Here is a 16,518-nt window from a genome sequence, read left to right on the forward strand (position 1 = left end):
CGAGTAATAGGCAGCAGGATGCGTGCCAATCGCATGTGGCTGATAAATATGGCTTTTCATTCTTTGCAATGTGTCCGCTGTCCGGACACCTGGCCTGCTGGCACTGACCGGACGGACACGGACGCTCTTGTATGCCTACCCATGACGCATGGCGTATGCCGTTGTGACGGCGCCCGGTTAGGATCAGCGTTCACCTTCATACCCAAGGGAAATGGAATGAACGCAGCTATGCCCCGTACCGCCTTGTTGACCCTGGCCTTGAGTGCCGCCCTCGGCGGATTCGTCGGCGTGCCGCTGGTTGCGGAGGCCAAGCCGGCCGCCGCCGCCGCGTCGGTGGACATCCCGTATGAAGAGTTCACTCTGCCCAACGGCCTGCGCGTGGTGGTGCACACCGACCGCAAGGCGCCGATCGTGGCGGTGAACATCTGGTATCACGTTGGTGCCAAGGACGAACCGGCCGGTCGCACCGGCTTCGCGCATCTGTTTGAACACCTGATGTTCCAGCGCAGCGAAAACCACAGCGGCGAATTCTTCGAACCCTTCAAGCAGGTCGGTGCCACCGACCAGAACGGCACCACCAATACCGACCGCACCAATTATTTCCAGAACGTGCCGACCACCGCGTTGGACATGGCGCTGTGGATGGAATCGGATCGCATGGGCCATCTGGTTGGCGCCATCGATCAGGCCGCCCTGGATGAGCAGCGCGGTGTGGTGCAGAACGAGAAGCGTCAGGGCGAGAACCAGCCCTACGGCCAGGTCTGGGACAAACTGACCCGCGCGATGTATCCGGCAGGTCACCCGTACCATCACGGTGTGATCGGCTCGATGAACGATCTCAACGCCGCCTCGCTGGACGACGTCAAGACCTGGTTCCAGACCTGGTACGGCCCGAACAATGCGGTGCTGGTGCTGGCCGGTGACATCGATGTGGCCACCGCCAAGGAAAAGGCCGCCAAGTACTTCGGTGATATTCCGGCTGGCCCGAGCATGGCGCAGCCGGCGGTGAACGTTGGCCAGCGTGCAGCCAGCACCCGCGAAGTAATGAGCGACAAGGTGCCGCAGGCGCGCATCTACCGCGCCTGGAACGTCGCCCAGGTGGGCACCACCGATATCGACCAGCTGGACCTGTTCTCCTATGTGCTGGGCGGTGCCAAGTCCTCGCGTCTGGACCAGCGCCTGCTTCACAACGACAAGCTGGTGGACAACATCAGCGCGATGACCGATGCCTCGCAGCTGGGTTCCAACTTCCTGATCATCGCCACGGTCAAGCAGGGCGTGGATCCGGCCAGGGTGGAAAAGGCCATCGACGAGGAACTGAAGCGACTGATCGCCGAAGGCCCGACTGCCGATGAACTCGAACGCGCCAAGGTGCAGTCGCGTGCCGGTTTCGTGCGCGGCATCGAGCGCATCGGCGGCTTCGGTGGCAAGGCCGACGCGCTGGCCCAGTGCGCCGTCTACGAAGGCAACCCGGGTTGCTTCCGCACCTCGCTGGCCAATGTGGATGCCGCCACCGCCGCGGACGTAAAGGCCGCCGGTGCCAAATGGCTGGGCGTGGGCGACCACACCATCGTGGTGGAGCCGGGCGAGCGCGTCGCGCTGGCCGAGCTGCCCTCGGTCAAGCCGGCGCCGTTCAACGTGCCGGCCGTGGACCCCAAGTTCACCACGCTGCCAAGCCAGGTGGACCGCAGTGCCGGTGTGCCCAAGACCACCAGCTTCCCCGAACTGAAGTTCCCGCAGCTGCAGCGCGCCACGCTGAAGAACGGCACCAAGGTAGTGCTGGCCGAGCGCCACGACATTCCGGTGGTGCAGTTCAGCTATGAGTTCCCGGGTGGCTTCACCGCCGACCAGGGCCGCAAGTCCGGTACCGCCAACTTCACCATGGGCATGCTGGACGAAGGCGCAGGCCAGCTCGGCTCGCTGGCGTTTGCCGATGCGGTTGAACGCCTGGGCGCCAGCGTCAATGCCGGCGCGTCGCTGGATGGTTCCAGCGTGTACCTGTCGGCACTGAAGGAAAACCTCGCACCGTCGCTGGCGCTGTATGCCGACGTGGTGCGTGCCCCGCGCTTCGACCAGAACGAGATCGACCGCATCAAGGCCACCTGGATCGCCGGCATCCAGCAGGAGAAGGCACAGCCCAACGCAGTGGCGATGCGCGTGCTGCCGCCGCTGCTGTACGGCGCCGGTCACCCGTATGCGATTCCGTTCACCGGCAGCGGCAACGAAGCGGCGATCCAGTCGCTGACCCGCGAAGACCTGACCTCTTTCCACAAGCAGTGGGTACGTCCGGAAGGTGCCACCCTGATCGTGGTGGGCGACACCACCTTGAAGGACATCGTGCCGCTGCTGGAACGCAGCTTCGGTGACTGGAAGGGCGAGGGCGCCGCACCCAAGGTGCAGGCCCCGAACACTGTCGACCGTCCGCAGACGGCACGTGTGTTCCTGATCGACCAGCCGGGCGCGGTGCAGGCCAACCTGTTTGCCGGTGAGGTAGCGCCGTCGACGATGGACCCGGGCACCACCCGTTTCGACATCGCCAATGGCGTGCTGGGTGGCGACTTCACCTCGCGTCTGAACATGAACCTGCGTGAGGACAAGCATTGGTCCTACGGCGCGCGTTCGTCGGCCTCCAATGCCCTGGGCCAGCGCCCGTGGATGGCGGTAGCACCGGTGCAGATCGACAAGACCGGTGAGGCGATGAAGGAAATGAACGCCGAGATCAGCCAGTTCGCCAGCGGCCAGCGTCCGCCCACCGACGCCGAAGTCAGCCGCATCCGCAACATCCAGACGCTGAGCCTGCCCGGTGCCTACGAAACCGCATCGGCGGTGATGAGCACCATCGGCGGCATCGTGCGTTATGGCCGCCCGGACGACTACGTGTTCAAGCGCAAGGCCGAGATCGAAGCGATGACCCCGGCGCAGGTTGCCGAAGCGGCCAAGACCCTGGATCCGTCCAAGCTGACCTGGGTAGTGGTAGGCGACCTGAAGCAGACCGAAGCCCCGGTGCGCGCGCTGAAGCTGGGCGAAGTGACCGTGATCGACGCCGACGGCAAGCCGGTGGAGAAGAAGTAAGCGGTAGGGCGCAGCCCACCGCTTCCGCTTAAGCCCCTCTCCCGCATGCGGGGTAAGAGGGGCAGCTTGCGAACCATCGGTTCGCTGCCCATCGAACGCCCTGGCGCCAGCGCAAGGGCCGGGGCGCGGAGCGGGGGTTGGGGTGAGGGCAGTTTTTCGCTGGTAAAGCCTCTGCCGAGCATGGCTCGGCACTACGCCTTTGCCCCCTCCCTTTCGCGCAGCGAAGGGGAGGGCTGGGGAGGGGTAGTTTTGTCTTTAGCCCCTCTCCCGTTTACGGGGTAAGAGGGGCAGCTCGCGAACCATCGGTTCGCTGCCCATCGAACGCCCTTGCGCCAGCGCAAGGGCAGGGGCGCGGAGCGGGGGTTGGGGTGAGGGCAGTTTTTCGCTGGTAAAGCCCTTGCCGAGCATGGCTCGGCACTACGTTTTCGCCCCCTCCCTTTCGCGTAGCGAAGGGGAGGGTTGGGGAGGGGTGGTTTTTGCTGCCAAATCCCCCGCCAAACATGGCCCACCACCACCATTTGTGCCCATCCCAAACCTTGGGATCACCACCTGTTCATCCTTTCCCGGCACAATCCGTGCTGATCTTCACAAGGAATAGTCCATGCGCGTTCTGCTTCTGTCCGCCCTGATCGCCAGCACCGCCGCCTGCACCTGGGTGCCGATTGAATCCGGCGGCAAGGCCGTACGTGTACTGCCCGCCGGTCCGGTAGCCCCGGGCTGCGTGACCAAGGGCGAGATCGTGGTGTCGGTGAAGAACAAGGTCGGCTTCTACAACCGCAACCCGCTGCGCGTGCAGGAAGAACTGGAAACCCTGGCCCGCAACGAGGCCCCCAGTGCCGGGGCCAATGCCGTGCAGGCCAGCGGCCTGCCGGCCGACGGCAGCCAACGCTTTGCCGCCTTCCAGTGCCCGCCACGCTGAGGTTTCAGCCTGTCTTACGGTCCCGGCGGCTCCATACGCCGGGCCGCCGATTTGTAAAGATGCGGTAAAAAGGCGCAGGGGCTAGAATAGCGACCCCTTCGCCTGAGTCTTGGCGCTTTCTGATGCCTTTTAAAAACGTCTCGATCGCGGGACTGGCGCATATTGATGCGCCGCATACGCTGACCTCAAAGGAAATCAACGAGCGGCTCCAGCCCACGCTGGAACGCCTGGGCATTCGTGCCGACGTGCTTGGCGATATCGCCGGCATCCATGCGCGCCGCCTTTGGGACCAGGGTACTCAGGCCTCGGACGTCGCCACGCTGGCAGGCCGCAAGGCGCTGGAAGATGCCGGCATCACCGCCGATATGGTTGGCCTGTTGATCAACACCTCCGTCAGCCGTGATTACCTGGAGCCGTCCACCGCTTCGATCGTGTCCGGCAACCTGGGCATCGGCGAAGAGTGCGTCACCTTCGACATCGCCAACGCCTGCCTTGCCTTCATCAATGGCATGGACATGGCGGCGTTGATGTTGGAGCGCGGCGACATCGACTATGCCTTGATCGTCGACGGCGAAACCTCCAACCTGGTCTATGAAAAGACCCTGGAGCGCATGATGTCCCCGGACATCACCGCCCAGCAGATGCGTGACGAAGTCGCCGCGCTGACCACCGGTTCCGGTGCGGCAGCAATGGTGATGGCACGCTCGGAACTGGTGCCGGACGCGCCGCGTTACCGTGGCGGCGTGACCCGTGCAGCCAACCAGTGGAACAAGCTGTGCGTGGGCAACCTGGACCGCATGGTCACCGACACCCGCATGCTGCTGATCGAAGGCATCAAGCTGGCCACCAAGACCTTTGAAGCCACGCGCGTCGCGCTGGGCTGGGCGGTGGATGAGATCGACCAGTTCGTGATCCACCAGGTCAGCCAGCCGCATACCAATGCCTTCATCAAGGCCTTCGGCATCGACCCGAAGAAGGTGATGACCATCTTTGGTGAGCACGGCAACATCGGCCCGGCTTCGGTCCCGATCGTGCTGAGCAAGCTGCGTCAGCTGGGCAAGCTCAAGAAGGGCGACCGTGTCGCGCTGATGGGCATTGGTTCTGGCCTGAACTGCACGATGGCCGAGGTGGTCTGGTAAGTTCCGGCCTGGCCGCGAACTTTCAGATTGCATGCTTTTCCTTCTCCCGTTGCGGGAGAAGGTGCCCAAAAGGCGGAAGAGGGACGCGTGCGCAACACGCATGCGCCTGGGGTTGGAGCGCTTGTTCAAGCTCCTCCACTCCGGCCAACCCTCTCCCCAACCCCTCTCCCGACGGGCGAGGGGCTTAGCAGCCGCAGGTGCACCCCGATGAACAAACTCCCCGGTTACCCCAGCAAGACCCACCGTTTCGAAGTCCGTCCGGGTTTGTCGATGAACTACATCGATGAAGGCCCGCGCGATGGCGAAGTGGTGGTGATGTTGCACGGCAATCCGTCATGGAGCTATCTGTGGCGGCACCTGGTCAACGGCCTCAGCGACAAGTACCGCTGTATCGTGCCGGACCACATCGGCATGGGCCTGTCCGACAAGCCTGATGACAGCCGCTACGAGTACACGCTGCAGTCGCGCGTGGACGATCTGGATGCGCTGCTCAAGCACCTGGGCATCACCGGCCCGGTGACGCTGGCGGTACACGATTGGGGCGGCATGATCGGCTTCGGCTGGGCCTTGTCGCACCACGCGCAGGTCAAGCGCCTGGTCATCACCAATACCGCTTCGTTCCCGCTGCCGCCGGAAAAGCCGATGCCGTGGCAGATCGCCATGGGCCGGCACTGGAAGCCGGGCGAATGGTTCATCCGCACCTTCAATGCATTCTCGTCCGGCGCCTCGTGGCTGGGCGTGAGCCGGCGCATGCCGGCCGATGTGCGGCGCGCCTATGTGTCCCCGTACAACAACTGGGCCAACCGCATCTCCACCATCCGCTTCATGCAGGACATTCCGCTGTCGCCGGCCGACAAGGCCTGGTCGCTGCTGGAGCGTGCGGCGGCTGCTTTGCCGAGCTTCGCTGACCGCCCGGTGTACATCGCCTGGGGCCTGCGCGACATCTGCTTCGACCATCACTTCCTGGCCGGCTTCAAGAAGGCGCTGCCGCAGGCGGAAGTGACGGCGTTCGAAGACGCCAACCACTATGTGCTGGAAGACAAGCACGAAGTCATCGTGCCGGCAGTGCGCGACTTCCTGGAGCGCAACCCGCTGGGTTGAGGCTTTAGCTTCCTCCCATTGCCGAAGGCAAGGGGGTGAAGAAGGCCAGTTTGCGCGCCACTGGCGCGCGGCCTGATGAACGACCGAAGGCTGTGCCTTCGGGCCGGACGGGCTGGGAGGGGTGAGCTTTTGTGGCCTCTCTCATTCCACCAGCTTCGCGGCTCACGCCGCTCCTACAGACACTCGCAGGTGTGCGAAGCTCTGTGCTTCTTTGCACAGGGAGTGAAGGATGGATTTCGACAGTCTGGACCGTCAGCTGCGTGACAGTGCGCAAGACTTTGCGTTGAGCAACGAAGAGCGCTCGGCGCTACGCGAGCTCGGCGCGGAACTTTCGCCGGACCGCCTGCGTTTCCTGCGCAACCGCGCCTTCGACATCGCCCGCGAACAGATCGGCGCCGATCCCGCCGAAGCGCTGCCAATGCTGAAGTGGGTTGAGCAGGTGGTGCGCACCCTGGACGTCAACGCCGGCCCGGTCGAGACCCTGACCAGTACCTATTTCTCGCCCGGCGATGCCTGCATGCAGCGCCTGCGCGCCTTGTGCGCCGGGGCCAAAAAGACGATGGATATCTGTGTGTTCACCATCTCCGACGACCGTCTCAGCAGCGTCATTCTGGACGCGCACAAACGCGGCGTGGTGGTGCGTATCATCAGCGACAACGACAAGGTCTACGACGACGGCAACGACATCCGCCGCCTGCACGATGCGGATATCCCGGTGCGCGTGGACCATAGCGAATACCACATGCACCACAAGTTCGCGCTGTTCGACGGCAAGCTGCTGGCCAATGGCAGCTTCAACTGGACCCGCACCGCGACCGAGCACAACGATGAGAATCTGGTGGTCAGCAATGACCGCAACCTCGTGCGCAGCTTCGCGCAGCAGTTCGAGGTGCTGTGGGGGCGTTACAAGGCGCTTTGAGGCAGCGCTGCCGGCTGCTCCCGCCGGGATGGGAACAAGCCAGGCAGCCGAGCGGCTTACGCCGCAATCGGCGTATTCGGCGGTGAGGCCGGGCTGTTGCCGTTGTCGTCGGGATGATCGTCATCGTTGTCGGCATCGTCGCGCCAACGCCAATCGGCCAGGGTCAGTGCCGGCATGCCATGGGCAATACGGGCGCGGTCGCACTGCGAGCTGGCCTTGCCGTACTCCCACGACGCGTCCACTTCACGGCACACGCTGGGCCGGTTGGGGTGGATGGTGCAGCGCGAATACACGCCGATCTCCGAATCCAGCGCCACGCAGCGGATCGGGTCCGAATAGGTGCCCTGCATGCACAGCCGGTGCGGATCCAGTTGCTGGGTCAGCTGGTGGGGCACACCGCCTTCGGTGACTTCGTCCGATTCCATCCAATGGAAGGCAACGCGGTATTGGGTGCAGCAGGCGCCGCAGGTCAGGCAGGGATGGGGCATGGGAGACCGGCCTTGGCGGCAGGAATAGGACAAAAGGAAGGTGGGAAATTTTCCACGCTGCGGGCCGGCGCGCAAGATTTTTCTGCATTGGCGACAATAGGTAGATGAACGAAACCTGCAATATCGCCGCGCGCCTGCCCGAGCTGGCGCGTGAACGGCCCGACCAGATCGCCATCCGCTGCCCGGGCAAGCCCGCCGCCAATGGCATGGCCGCCTACGACGTGACCCTGGATTACCGCACGCTGGACGCCCGCAGCGACGCCATTGCCGCCGGTCTGGCGGCCAATGGCATCGGTCATGGCGTGCGTGCGGTGGTGATGGTGCGGCCGGGCCCGGAGTTCTTCCTGCTGATGTTTGCGCTGTTCAAGATCGGCGCGGTGCCGGTGCTGGTCGACCCCGGCATTGATAAGCGCGCGCTGAAGCAGTGCCTGGACGAAGCCCAGCCGCAGGCCTTCATCGGCATCCCCTTGGCGCAGTTCGCGCGGGTGCTGCTGGGCTGGGCCAAGTCGGCCAGGGTCAAGGTCACCGTTGGCCGGCGCTGGGGCTGGGGCGGTATCACCTTGGCGAAGGTCGAGGCCGACGGCGCGGGTGCGGGTAGCCAATTGGCTGCAACAGCCCCGGATGACACGGCCGCGATCCTGTTCACCAGCGGCTCCACCGGCGTGCCGAAGGGCGTGGTCTACCGCCACCGCCATTTCGTCGGCCAGGTCGAACTGCTGCGCAACGCTTTCGGCATGCAGCCCGGCGGCATCGACCTGCCAACCTTCCCGCCATTCGCCCTGTTCGATCCGGCGCTTGGGCTGACCTCGGTAATCCCGGACATGGACCCGACCCGGCCCGGCAGCGCTGATCCACGCAAGCTGCACGACGCCATTGCCCGCTTTGGCGTGACCCAGCTGTTTGGGTCGCCGGCACTGATGCGGGTGCTGGCCGAGCATGGCCAGCCGCTGCCGACGGTGACCCGCGCCACGTCGGCCGGTGCACCGGTTCCGCCGCAGATTGTCTCCAAGATCCGTTCGTTGATGCCGGCCGAGGGCCAGTTCTGGACCCCGTATGGCGCAACCGAATGCCTGCCGGTGGCAGTGATCGAAGGCCGCGAGCTGGTCGATACGCGGGAAGCGACCGAGGCCGGTGCTGGCACCTGCGTCGGCCGCGTGGTCGCACCGAACCAAGTGCGCATCATCGCCATCACCGATGCGCCGATTGCTGACTGGAGTGGTGCGCGCGAGCTACCTGCCGGAGAGGTGGGCGAGATCACCGTAGTCGGCCCAACCACGACCGACAGCTATTTCAACCGCCCGCAGGCAACGGCCGCCGCCAAGATCCGCGAACTGCTGGCCGATGGCAGCGAACGCATCGTGCATCGCATGGGCGACGTGGGTTGGTTCGACGAGCAAGGGCGGTTGTGGTTCTGCGGGCGCAAGACCCACCGCGTCGAGACGGCCGCCGGGCCGCTTTATACCGAACAGGTGGAGCCGGTGTTCAACACCGTTGCCGGGGTGCGCCGTACTGCGCTGGTCGGCGTGGGTGAGCCGGAGAATCAGCAGCCGGTGCTGTGCTATGAGCTGCTGCCGGATCAGCATTTCCAGCAGGTGGAAGCGCAATTGCGGGCGTTGGCATTGCAGCGTCCCGAGCTGGTTGGGATTGAACATTTCCTGCGACATCCGGGCTTCCCGGTGGATATCCGCCACAACGCCAAGATCGGGCGCGAGAAGCTGGCGGTATGGGCGCAGGCGCAGTTGGGCTGAAGCTGAGGGTTTGAAGCTGAAGGCTTGAAGGAGGAGCACCCCTCCCAACCCTCCCCTTCGCTGCGCGAAAGGGAGGGCTAAAGCCGGGCCGCTCGAAGGTTTCGCAGCGCTGCAGCTGTTGCCCCCTCCCTTGCGCCGAAGGCGGAGGGGAGGGTTGGGGAGGGGTAAAGCGCAGTGCTGTTTGAGCCGAACGACAGCACGCCCCCCGCCATTCCCTGACTGGCTTCCAGTAACTGCAATCGCAGGCTTTCCGTACCGAAGACGGAGAGCCGTAATGGACAAGCTGCGAAAACGCGCAAGAGCCCTGCGCAACACGCCCACCGATGCAGAAGACCGCCTGTGGCAGCAGCTGCGGCGGCGTCAATTGGCAGGCTTTCGCTTCCGTAGACAGATGCCCTTGGCTGGCTACATTGCCGACTTCGTTTGTCTGGAGGCGAATCTAGTTGTCGAGTTGGATGGCGGGCAGCATCTTGAGCAGGTTGCCTATGACCAGCGGCGGACCGAGGTGCTGCGGGGGTTGGGCTTCCGGGTGCTGCGCTATTGGAATGACGAGGTTCTGCAGCGGATGCCGGCTGTTCTGGAGGATGTTTTGCGGGCTTTGGCGCAGGGTGAAGAGCACCCCTCCCAACCCTCCCCTTCGCTGCGCGAAAGGGAGGGCTAAAGCCTGGCTGCTCCACGTCCTCGCGGTCCTGCAGCTGCTGCCCCCTCCCTTGCGCCGAAGGCGAAGGGGAGGGCCGGGGAGGGGTGCTTTGCTCCCTCCCTTTCGCGCAGCGAAGGGGAGGGTTGGGGAGGGGTGCTCTCGCTCCCTCCTTTGCGCGCAGCGAAGGGGAGGGCTGGGGAGGGGTAAGGCACCGCCCTGCCATCACTAGCAAACCACCTGCCGGCCAGTGCTGCGATACTGGGCGCTTGGGCTGCACGGGGATTGTGCGCCGCCTTCATCTGCTTCCGTTGCGCGGGTTGCGCGGCGGCGGCCCTGCAGCAGAGCGATCAAACAATGAAGATTCTGGTTACCGGTGGTGGTGGTTTTCTTGGTCAGGCCCTGTGCCGTGGCCTGGTCGAACGCGGCCATCAGGTGCTGAGCTTCAATCGTGGTCACTACCCGTCGCTGCAGGAGATCGGGGTTGGCCAGATCCGTGGTGATCTGGCCGATGCCAATGCCGTGCATCACGCTGCGGCAGGCGTGGATGCCATTTTCCACAATGCCGCCAAGGCCGGTGCCTGGGGCAGCTACGACAGCTACTTCCAGGCCAATGTGGTCGGCACCCGCAACGTGCTGGCGGCCTGCAAGGCGCATGGCATCGGGCGGCTGGTCTATACCTCCACGCCCAGCGTCACCCATCGTGCCACCCATCCGGTCGAAGGATTGGGCGCGGACCAGGTGCCTTACGGTGAGGACTTCCAGGCGCCGTATGCCGCCACCAAAACCATCGCCGAGCAGGAAGTGCTGGCCGCCAATGGCGCTGATCTGGCAACCATCGCTCTGCGCCCGCGTCTGATCTGGGGGCCGGGCGACAACCAGCTGGTGCCGCGGCTGGCAGAGCGCGCCCGCGCCGGCCGGCTGCGCTTTGTCGGTGATGGCAGCAACAAGGTCGATACCACGTTCATCGACAATGCCGCGCAGGCGCACTTCGATGCTTTCGATCATCTGGTGGTGGGCGCGGCATGTGCAGGCAAGGCCTACTTCATCTCCAACGGCGAGCCGCTGCCGATGCGCGAGCTGCTCAACCGGCTGCTTGCCGCCGTTGGCGCGCCGGCAGTGGAGAAATCGATCTCGTTCAAGACCGCCTACCGCATCGGCTCGGTCTGCGAAAAGTTGTGGCCGTTGCTGCGACTGTCCGGCGAACCGCCGATGACCCGCTTCCTCGCCGAGCAGCTGTGCACGCCGCATTGGTACTCGATGGAGCCGGCACGGCGCGACTTCGGCTATGTGCCCAGGGTTTCAATCGAGGAAGGGCTGCGGCGGCTGGCAGCGGCAAACTGAATATAGTGGGGTGATCGTCATGTGGTGCTCACGCACCCATCACTGCATCACTACTGGCGATTGCAGAGGATGGAACCCTGTTTCCAACCGAGGACCAGCCACATGCTGCATTACGCCGTCGTTTTCTTCGTCATCGCCATCATTGCTGCCGTACTAGGCTTCAGTGGCATTGCCGGTGCGGCCAGCAATATTGCATGGATCCTGTTCGTCGTATTCCTGATCCTTGCGGTGATCTCGCTGTTCCGCAAAAAAGGCTAGTCATACGCCAGGCTTGAAGTGAAACGGCCCGCATCCTCATCGAGGGTGCGGGCCGTTTCGTTTGGCGTTGCGCTTGCTCAGGCCGAGGCGCTGATCGAGCTGCGCAGATTTTTGTCGGCAGCGTGACGTTCCAGCGCCAGCTCGATCAGACGCGTGATCAACGCGGTATAGCCCAGTCCGCTTGCGCCCCACAGCTTGGGATACATGCTGATCTTGGTGAAGCCGGGCAGGGTGTTCAGTTCGTTGATGACGACCTCGCCGCTGGCGGTGAGGAATACGTCCACCCGCGCCATGCCGATGCAGTCCAGCGCCTGGTAGGCGCGCACCGCGATATCGCGGATGCGCTGCTGCGCCTGCGCACCGATATCGGCCGGGATCACCGTCTCCGCACCGCTGGCACTGATGTACTTGGTGTCGTAGGCGTAGAAATCGTCATGCACCACCACTTCGCCGCAGACGCTGGCTTCGGGCACGTCATTGCCGAGCACCGCGCACTCGATCTCGCGGCCGACAATCGCCGATTCCACCAGCACCTTGTGGTCGAACGACAAGGCCAACGCCATCGCGGTGGCGAATTCTTCGGCGTTGCGTACCTTGCTCACGCCCACCGAGGAGCCCTGGTTGGCCGGCTTGACGAACAGCGGCAGGCCCAGCGTCGCCACCAGCGCGTCGTAGTCGGCGCCTGCAGCGGTGACATGGTTGAAGCAGGCAAACGGTGCCACCGACAGGCCTGCATCACGCAGCAGGCGCTTGGCCATGTCCTTGTCCATCGCCGCCGCCGCACCAAGTACGCCGGGGCCGGCGAACGGCAGGTTGAGCGTGCGCAAGAGGCCTTGCAGGGTGCCGTCTTCGCCCAGTGTGCCGTGGACGATGGGGAACACCACGTCCAGCTGCGGTACGTCGCGGCCATCGGCGGCCAGCAACTGGCCACGTTCGGCGCCGGGCAGCACCGACAGCACCGGCCCGGAGGTATCCAGCGCGATGCGCTTGGGATCATCAGCATTGAGCAGGAAACCGGCGCTATCGCACAGATGCCACAGGCCCTGCTTGTCCACGCCAACAAGGCTGACGTCGAAACGCTCCTTGTCCAATGCATCGAGGATGTTCTTCGCCGACTGCAGCGAGACCTCGTGCTCGGCCGAACGACCGCCGAAGATGATGCCAACCCGGGTCTTGCCCATTGCCTGTGTGCTCCTGCCGCTGTGTTGAAGGGGTACGCATAGCATGAACTCAAAGACGGTAATGGGGAATCGCGGATCGGGCGGGTGAAGCCGCCGCGGCAGCAGCCAGCGATTGCCACAGCGTGGCGCTCTGTGCAGGGCATTGCTGACCGGCAAACGTGGCGGGCTACATGAACAAAGCCTGTGGCGGTGACGTAGCCCGGCCAAGCGCAGCGCCCCCGGGGCTGTTGGCCGATAGCCTGAAAGAACGGCATATTCCTGCTCCCGGGTGCGCTGCGCTTACCCGGGCTAAGGCGCCGGGTACGCTGAAACATCGTGCTTGTCAGGCTCCCAATCCCGGCCCTCCGGTAGAATGCCCGGCATGCCTGCATCCCCCCTCAAGATGATCAAGCCGCTGGCCGGCCGTGCGCTGGAAGTGGCCTTGAACCGCGCCCTGGCGCTGGACCCGGACACCCGTACCGCGTTGGCCGCACTCGATGGCCAGCGCATCGCCCTGACCCTGGAATCGCCATCGCTGGCGATGCAGATCGGGGTCGCCGGCGAGCGCCTGACCGTGGGCCCGGTGGACCCGTCGCTGGAACCGGACCTGGCGGTGCGCAGCACCCTGGGCGGGGTACTGGCGCAGCTGCCATTCCTGGCGAACGCGCGCCGCAGCAACAGCGCGCCGGCCGGGCGGGTAAAGGTATCCGGCGATGCCGAGCTGGCGCGCCGCCTGCAGCAGCTGGCCACCCGTTTTGATCCGGACTGGCAGCAACCTTTTGTCAAAGCCTTTGGCGAGATTCTCGGCGTGCAGATCGCACAGACCCTGCGCGCGGCCTTGTTGCAGGCCCGCCGCAGCGCCAAGGACCTGGCCGAGACCGCCGCCGAATACGTTACCGAGGAATCACGTGATGTCGTTGCCCGTGCCGAGCTGGACGCCTTCCATGACGATGTGGACGTGATCCGCGATGACGTCGAACGCATGGCCGCGCGCATCGCGCGCCTGCGTCAGCGCGCCGGAGGTGCCGCATGAAGCTGGTCCGCGCCATGTTCCGCGCCAGCCGCATTGGCCGGGTGATCCTGCGTTACCGCCTGGATGATCTGCTCGATGACACCCCGGTCGAACGTTGGCTGAGTGTTGCCAAGCCATTCGTGCCGCGCGCCAGTGCCGATATCGCCTCGCAGTCGCGTGGTGCGCGGCTGCGTCTGGCGCTGCAGGAGCTGGGCCCGATCTTCGTCAAGTTCGGGCAGATCCTGTCCACCCGCCGCGACCTGGTGCCGCCGGATGTCGCCGCCGAGCTGACCCTGCTGCAGGACCGGGTCAAGCCGTTCGACGGCGAACGCGCGCTGCAGATCGTCGAGCAGGCGCTGGGCCTGCCGATCACCGAAGCCTTCACCAGCTTCGACACCACGCCGCTGGCCTCGGCCTCGATCGCGCAGGTGCATGCGGCGACGTTGGAAGATGGCCGCCAGGTAGTCGTCAAGGTGCTGCGCCCGGATATCGAGAAGCAGATCGCCGGTGACATCGCCCTGCTCAAGTCGCTGGCTGCATTGGTCGAGCGCACCCATCCGCGCGCCGACAAGATCCGCCCGCGCGAAGTGGTGGCCGAGATCGAAACCACGCTGGCCGCCGAGCTGGACCTGCAGCGCGAAGGCGCCAACGCCAGCGTGCTGCGTCGCTTCTGGGAAAACTCCGACGATCTGTACGTACCGGAAGTGATCTGGAGCCACACCGCCGAACGCGCACTCACGCTGGAGCGGGTATGGGGCATTCCGTCCGACGACATCGTCGCCCTGGACAAGGCCGGCATCAACCGCAAGGCGTTGGCGGCCAAGGGCGTGCGCGTGTTCTACACGCAGGTATTCCGCGACAACTTCTTCCACGCCGATGCGCATGCCGGCAACATCTGGGTCGACATCGATCCGGCACGCCGCGACAACCCGCGCTTCATCGCGCTGGATTTCGGCATCATGGGCCAGCTGTCGGAAGAGGATCAGTTCTATCTGGCCGAAAACTTCATGGCCATCTTCAATCGCGATTACCGCCGCATCGCCGAACTGCATCTGCAGGCGCAGTGGATGCCGAATACGGTGCGTATCGATGAACTGGAAGCGGCCGTGCGTGCGGTCTGCGAACCGTACTTCACCCGCCCGCTGTCGCAGATATCGCTGGCCGAAGTGCTGATGAAGCTGTTCCGCACCGCCCAGCGCTACCAGCTGACCCTGCAGCCGCAGCTGATCCTGCTGCAGAAGACGCTGCTGAACATCGAAGGCGTGGGCCGCCAGCTCGACCCCAACCTGGATATCTGGGAAGTTGCCAAGCCCGTGCTGGAACGCATCCTGCGCGAACGCTACAGCCCGCGCCGCGCGCTGAAGGAGCTGCGCAAGCGCCTGCCGGAAATCATGACCCAAGCCCCGGACATGCCGGCGCTTCTGCACAGCTGGCTGCGCCAGCAGGTGGAAGGCAAGCATGAGCTGGCGATGCGTTCGCAGGACATCGTCAATCTGGACGGCACGCTGCAGCGCATGCAGCGGCGCATGGTGACCGCAGTCGCCGGTGCCGGTCTGATGGTGGTTTCGGCCTTGTTATACGGCCTGAAGGCTGGCGGCCCGCAGTTCGCGGCCATTCCGCTGTGGTCGTGGGTGACCGGTGTGGTGGGTGTGATCGCGGTGGCATCGGCGTGGTTGCGTCGATGAGTGATGTGATTGAAGAAGTGGCAGTGGCGCCGGTTGTGTTTGAACCGCTGCCGCTGTTGTACGAAGACCAGTGGTTGGCGGTGGTCAACAAGCCCGCCGGTTTGATGGTCCACGACAGCAAGCTGGCGCGTGGCGAGGATGATTTCCTGGCTGATCGTCTGCGCGAGCAATTGGGCAAGCCGATCTTCCTGATTCATCGTCTGGATCGTGCCACCAGCGGCTGCCTGCTATTGGCCTTCGATCGCGAAAGCGCCAGTGTGCTTGGCAAGACGTTGATGAGCGGCGAGGTGGAGAAGGATTACCTCGCGGTGTGTCGCGGCTGGCCGGCCGAGGACGCCTTCACCGTTGATCACGACCTGGATGGCGGCCCCGGCAAACCGGTCAAGAAGCAGGCCATCACCCACTTCCAGAAACTGCTGGAAGGCGAGCTGCCGATTCCCTCGGCGGGCTTCCCGACTTCGCGTTATGCGTTGTTGCGCTGCCAGCCGCAGACCGGGCGTTTCCGGCAGATCCGCAGGCACCTCAAGCACATGTTCCATCACATGATTGGCGACACCAGCCACGGTGATGGCCGGCACAACCGCACGTTCCGCATGCAGGGCGTACACCGCATGCTGCTGCACGCCGAGCGCCTGGCCTTCCCGCACCCGCAGGACGGCCGCCGCATCGAAGTACGCGCCCCGCTGGACCGCGAATTCCAGAAAGCAATGGACCTGTTCGGCTGGAAGCTGCCAGACCTGCTGTAACGCCGGGCAAGCGCGACCAACGTAGTGCCGAGCCATGCTCGGCAGGGCAGCCAGTGTAGTGCCGAGCCATGCTCGGCAGGGCATTCTCAGTGCAGCATCAGCATTTGTGGGAGCGGCGTAAGCCGCGAAGCTAATGGACCGGTAAATTGCGGGCATGCCGGTGATTCCAGCAATGTCGGCTTCGCGGCTTACGCCGCTCCCACAGGGGCCGGATGGGGTCGCTCGGCCAGGCCCGAGCCCCGCAAGGGGAGGGACAACCCCAGCGCCGCCAACGCGTGTTTATGATCGGC

General features: G+C 64.6%; 14 protein-coding genes. 12 read left to right on the forward strand and 2 right to left on the reverse strand.

All coding sequences use genetic code 11. From position 1 onward, the window contains the following. Window positions 1-216: 216 nt before the first annotated feature. The 5 genes from ACVOKO_RS11250 to ACVOKO_RS11270 all read left to right on the forward strand — a co-directional run bounded on the left by ACVOKO_RS11250 (window position 217) and on the right by ACVOKO_RS11270 (window position 7,150). Window positions 217-3,072 (forward strand): M16 family metallopeptidase, encoded by a 2,856-nt coding sequence (locus ACVOKO_RS11250; protein ID WP_346498995.1) that lies wholly within the window; start codon window positions 217-219, stop codon window positions 3,070-3,072. Window positions 3,073-3,673: 601 nt separating this feature from the next. Continuing rightward, window positions 3,674-3,991: a DUF4156 domain-containing protein gene (locus tag ACVOKO_RS11255; protein ID WP_346498996.1), complete on the forward strand. Its 318-nt coding sequence runs from the start codon at window positions 3,674-3,676 to the stop codon at window positions 3,989-3,991. Window positions 3,992-4,113: 122 nt separating this feature from the next. Continuing rightward, complete coding sequence (locus ACVOKO_RS11260) at window positions 4,114-5,130, forward strand: 3-oxoacyl-ACP synthase III (RefSeq protein WP_346498997.1); 1,017 nt, start codon at window positions 4,114-4,116, stop codon at window positions 5,128-5,130. Window positions 5,131-5,337: 207 nt separating this feature from the next. Then, the gene (locus tag ACVOKO_RS11265; protein WP_346498998.1) at window positions 5,338-6,231 is read left to right on the forward strand and encodes an alpha/beta fold hydrolase; all 894 of its coding nucleotides are present in this window, start codon (window positions 5,338-5,340) and stop codon (window positions 6,229-6,231) included. Window positions 6,232-6,460: 229 nt separating this feature from the next. Further along, window positions 6,461-7,150 (forward strand): phospholipase D-like domain-containing protein, encoded by a 690-nt coding sequence (locus ACVOKO_RS11270; protein WP_346498999.1) that lies wholly within the window; start codon window positions 6,461-6,463, stop codon window positions 7,148-7,150. A gap of 56 nt (window positions 7,151-7,206) precedes the next feature. Here ACVOKO_RS11270 and ACVOKO_RS11275 read toward each other — a convergent pair whose 3' ends face one another. After that, window positions 7,207-7,638 (reverse strand): YkgJ family cysteine cluster protein, encoded by a 432-nt coding sequence (locus ACVOKO_RS11275; protein ID WP_346499000.1) that lies wholly within the window; start codon window positions 7,636-7,638, stop codon window positions 7,207-7,209. Window positions 7,639-7,742: 104 nt separating this feature from the next. Between ACVOKO_RS11275 and oleC the strand changes: the two genes are divergently transcribed. From oleC to ACVOKO_RS11295, 4 genes are all read left to right on the forward strand, one after another. Further along, window positions 7,743-9,386 (forward strand): olefin beta-lactone synthetase, encoded by a 1,644-nt coding sequence (gene oleC / locus ACVOKO_RS11280; RefSeq protein ID WP_346499001.1) that lies wholly within the window; start codon window positions 7,743-7,745, stop codon window positions 9,384-9,386. 274 nt (window positions 9,387-9,660) lie between these two features. Continuing rightward, window positions 9,661-10,047 (forward strand): endonuclease domain-containing protein, encoded by a 387-nt coding sequence (locus ACVOKO_RS11285; RefSeq protein WP_346499002.1) that lies wholly within the window; start codon window positions 9,661-9,663, stop codon window positions 10,045-10,047. A 333-nt stretch (window positions 10,048-10,380) separates the two neighbouring features. Beyond that, the gene (gene oleD / locus ACVOKO_RS11290) at window positions 10,381-11,367 is read left to right on the forward strand and encodes a 2-alkyl-3-oxoalkanoate reductase (RefSeq protein WP_346499003.1); all 987 of its coding nucleotides are present in this window, start codon (window positions 10,381-10,383) and stop codon (window positions 11,365-11,367) included. A gap of 102 nt (window positions 11,368-11,469) precedes the next feature. Beyond that, the gene (locus ACVOKO_RS11295; RefSeq protein ID WP_065868112.1) at window positions 11,470-11,625 is read left to right on the forward strand and encodes a DUF1328 domain-containing protein; all 156 of its coding nucleotides are present in this window, start codon (window positions 11,470-11,472) and stop codon (window positions 11,623-11,625) included. Between the two features lie 77 nt (window positions 11,626-11,702). Here ACVOKO_RS11295 and ddlA read toward each other — a convergent pair whose 3' ends face one another. Beyond that, the gene (ddlA, locus tag ACVOKO_RS11300; RefSeq protein ID WP_346499004.1) at window positions 11,703-12,806 is read right to left on the reverse strand and encodes a D-alanine--D-alanine ligase; all 1,104 of its coding nucleotides are present in this window, start codon (window positions 12,804-12,806) and stop codon (window positions 11,703-11,705) included. A gap of 361 nt (window positions 12,807-13,167) precedes the next feature. Between ddlA and ACVOKO_RS11305 the strand changes: the two genes are divergently transcribed. Genes ACVOKO_RS11305 through ACVOKO_RS11315 form a run of 3 tightly spaced genes read left to right on the forward strand, consistent with a single transcriptional unit; the run spans window position 13,168 to window position 16,228 of the window. Next, entirely contained in the window at window positions 13,168-13,818 is a 651-nt protein-coding gene (locus ACVOKO_RS11305) for a ubiquinone biosynthesis accessory factor UbiJ (protein ID WP_346499005.1), read from the forward strand. Beyond that, window positions 13,815-15,482 carry a ubiquinone biosynthesis regulatory protein kinase UbiB gene (gene ubiB, locus ACVOKO_RS11310; RefSeq protein ID WP_346499006.1) on the forward strand — a complete coding sequence of 556 codons (1,668 nt, stop codon included), beginning with the start codon at window positions 13,815-13,817 and terminating at the stop codon, window positions 15,480-15,482. Before ACVOKO_RS11305 ends, ubiB begins: the two co-directional genes overlap by 4 nt. After that, window positions 15,479-16,228, forward strand: coding sequence for a pseudouridine synthase (locus ACVOKO_RS11315; protein ID WP_346499007.1), 750 nt, complete (start codon window positions 15,479-15,481; stop codon window positions 16,226-16,228). The genes ubiB and ACVOKO_RS11315 overlap by 4 nt, the downstream gene beginning before the upstream one ends. Window positions 16,229-16,518: the final 290 nt, after the last annotated feature.

Source organism: Stenotrophomonas sp. STEN240 (genome assembly GCF_056756175.1).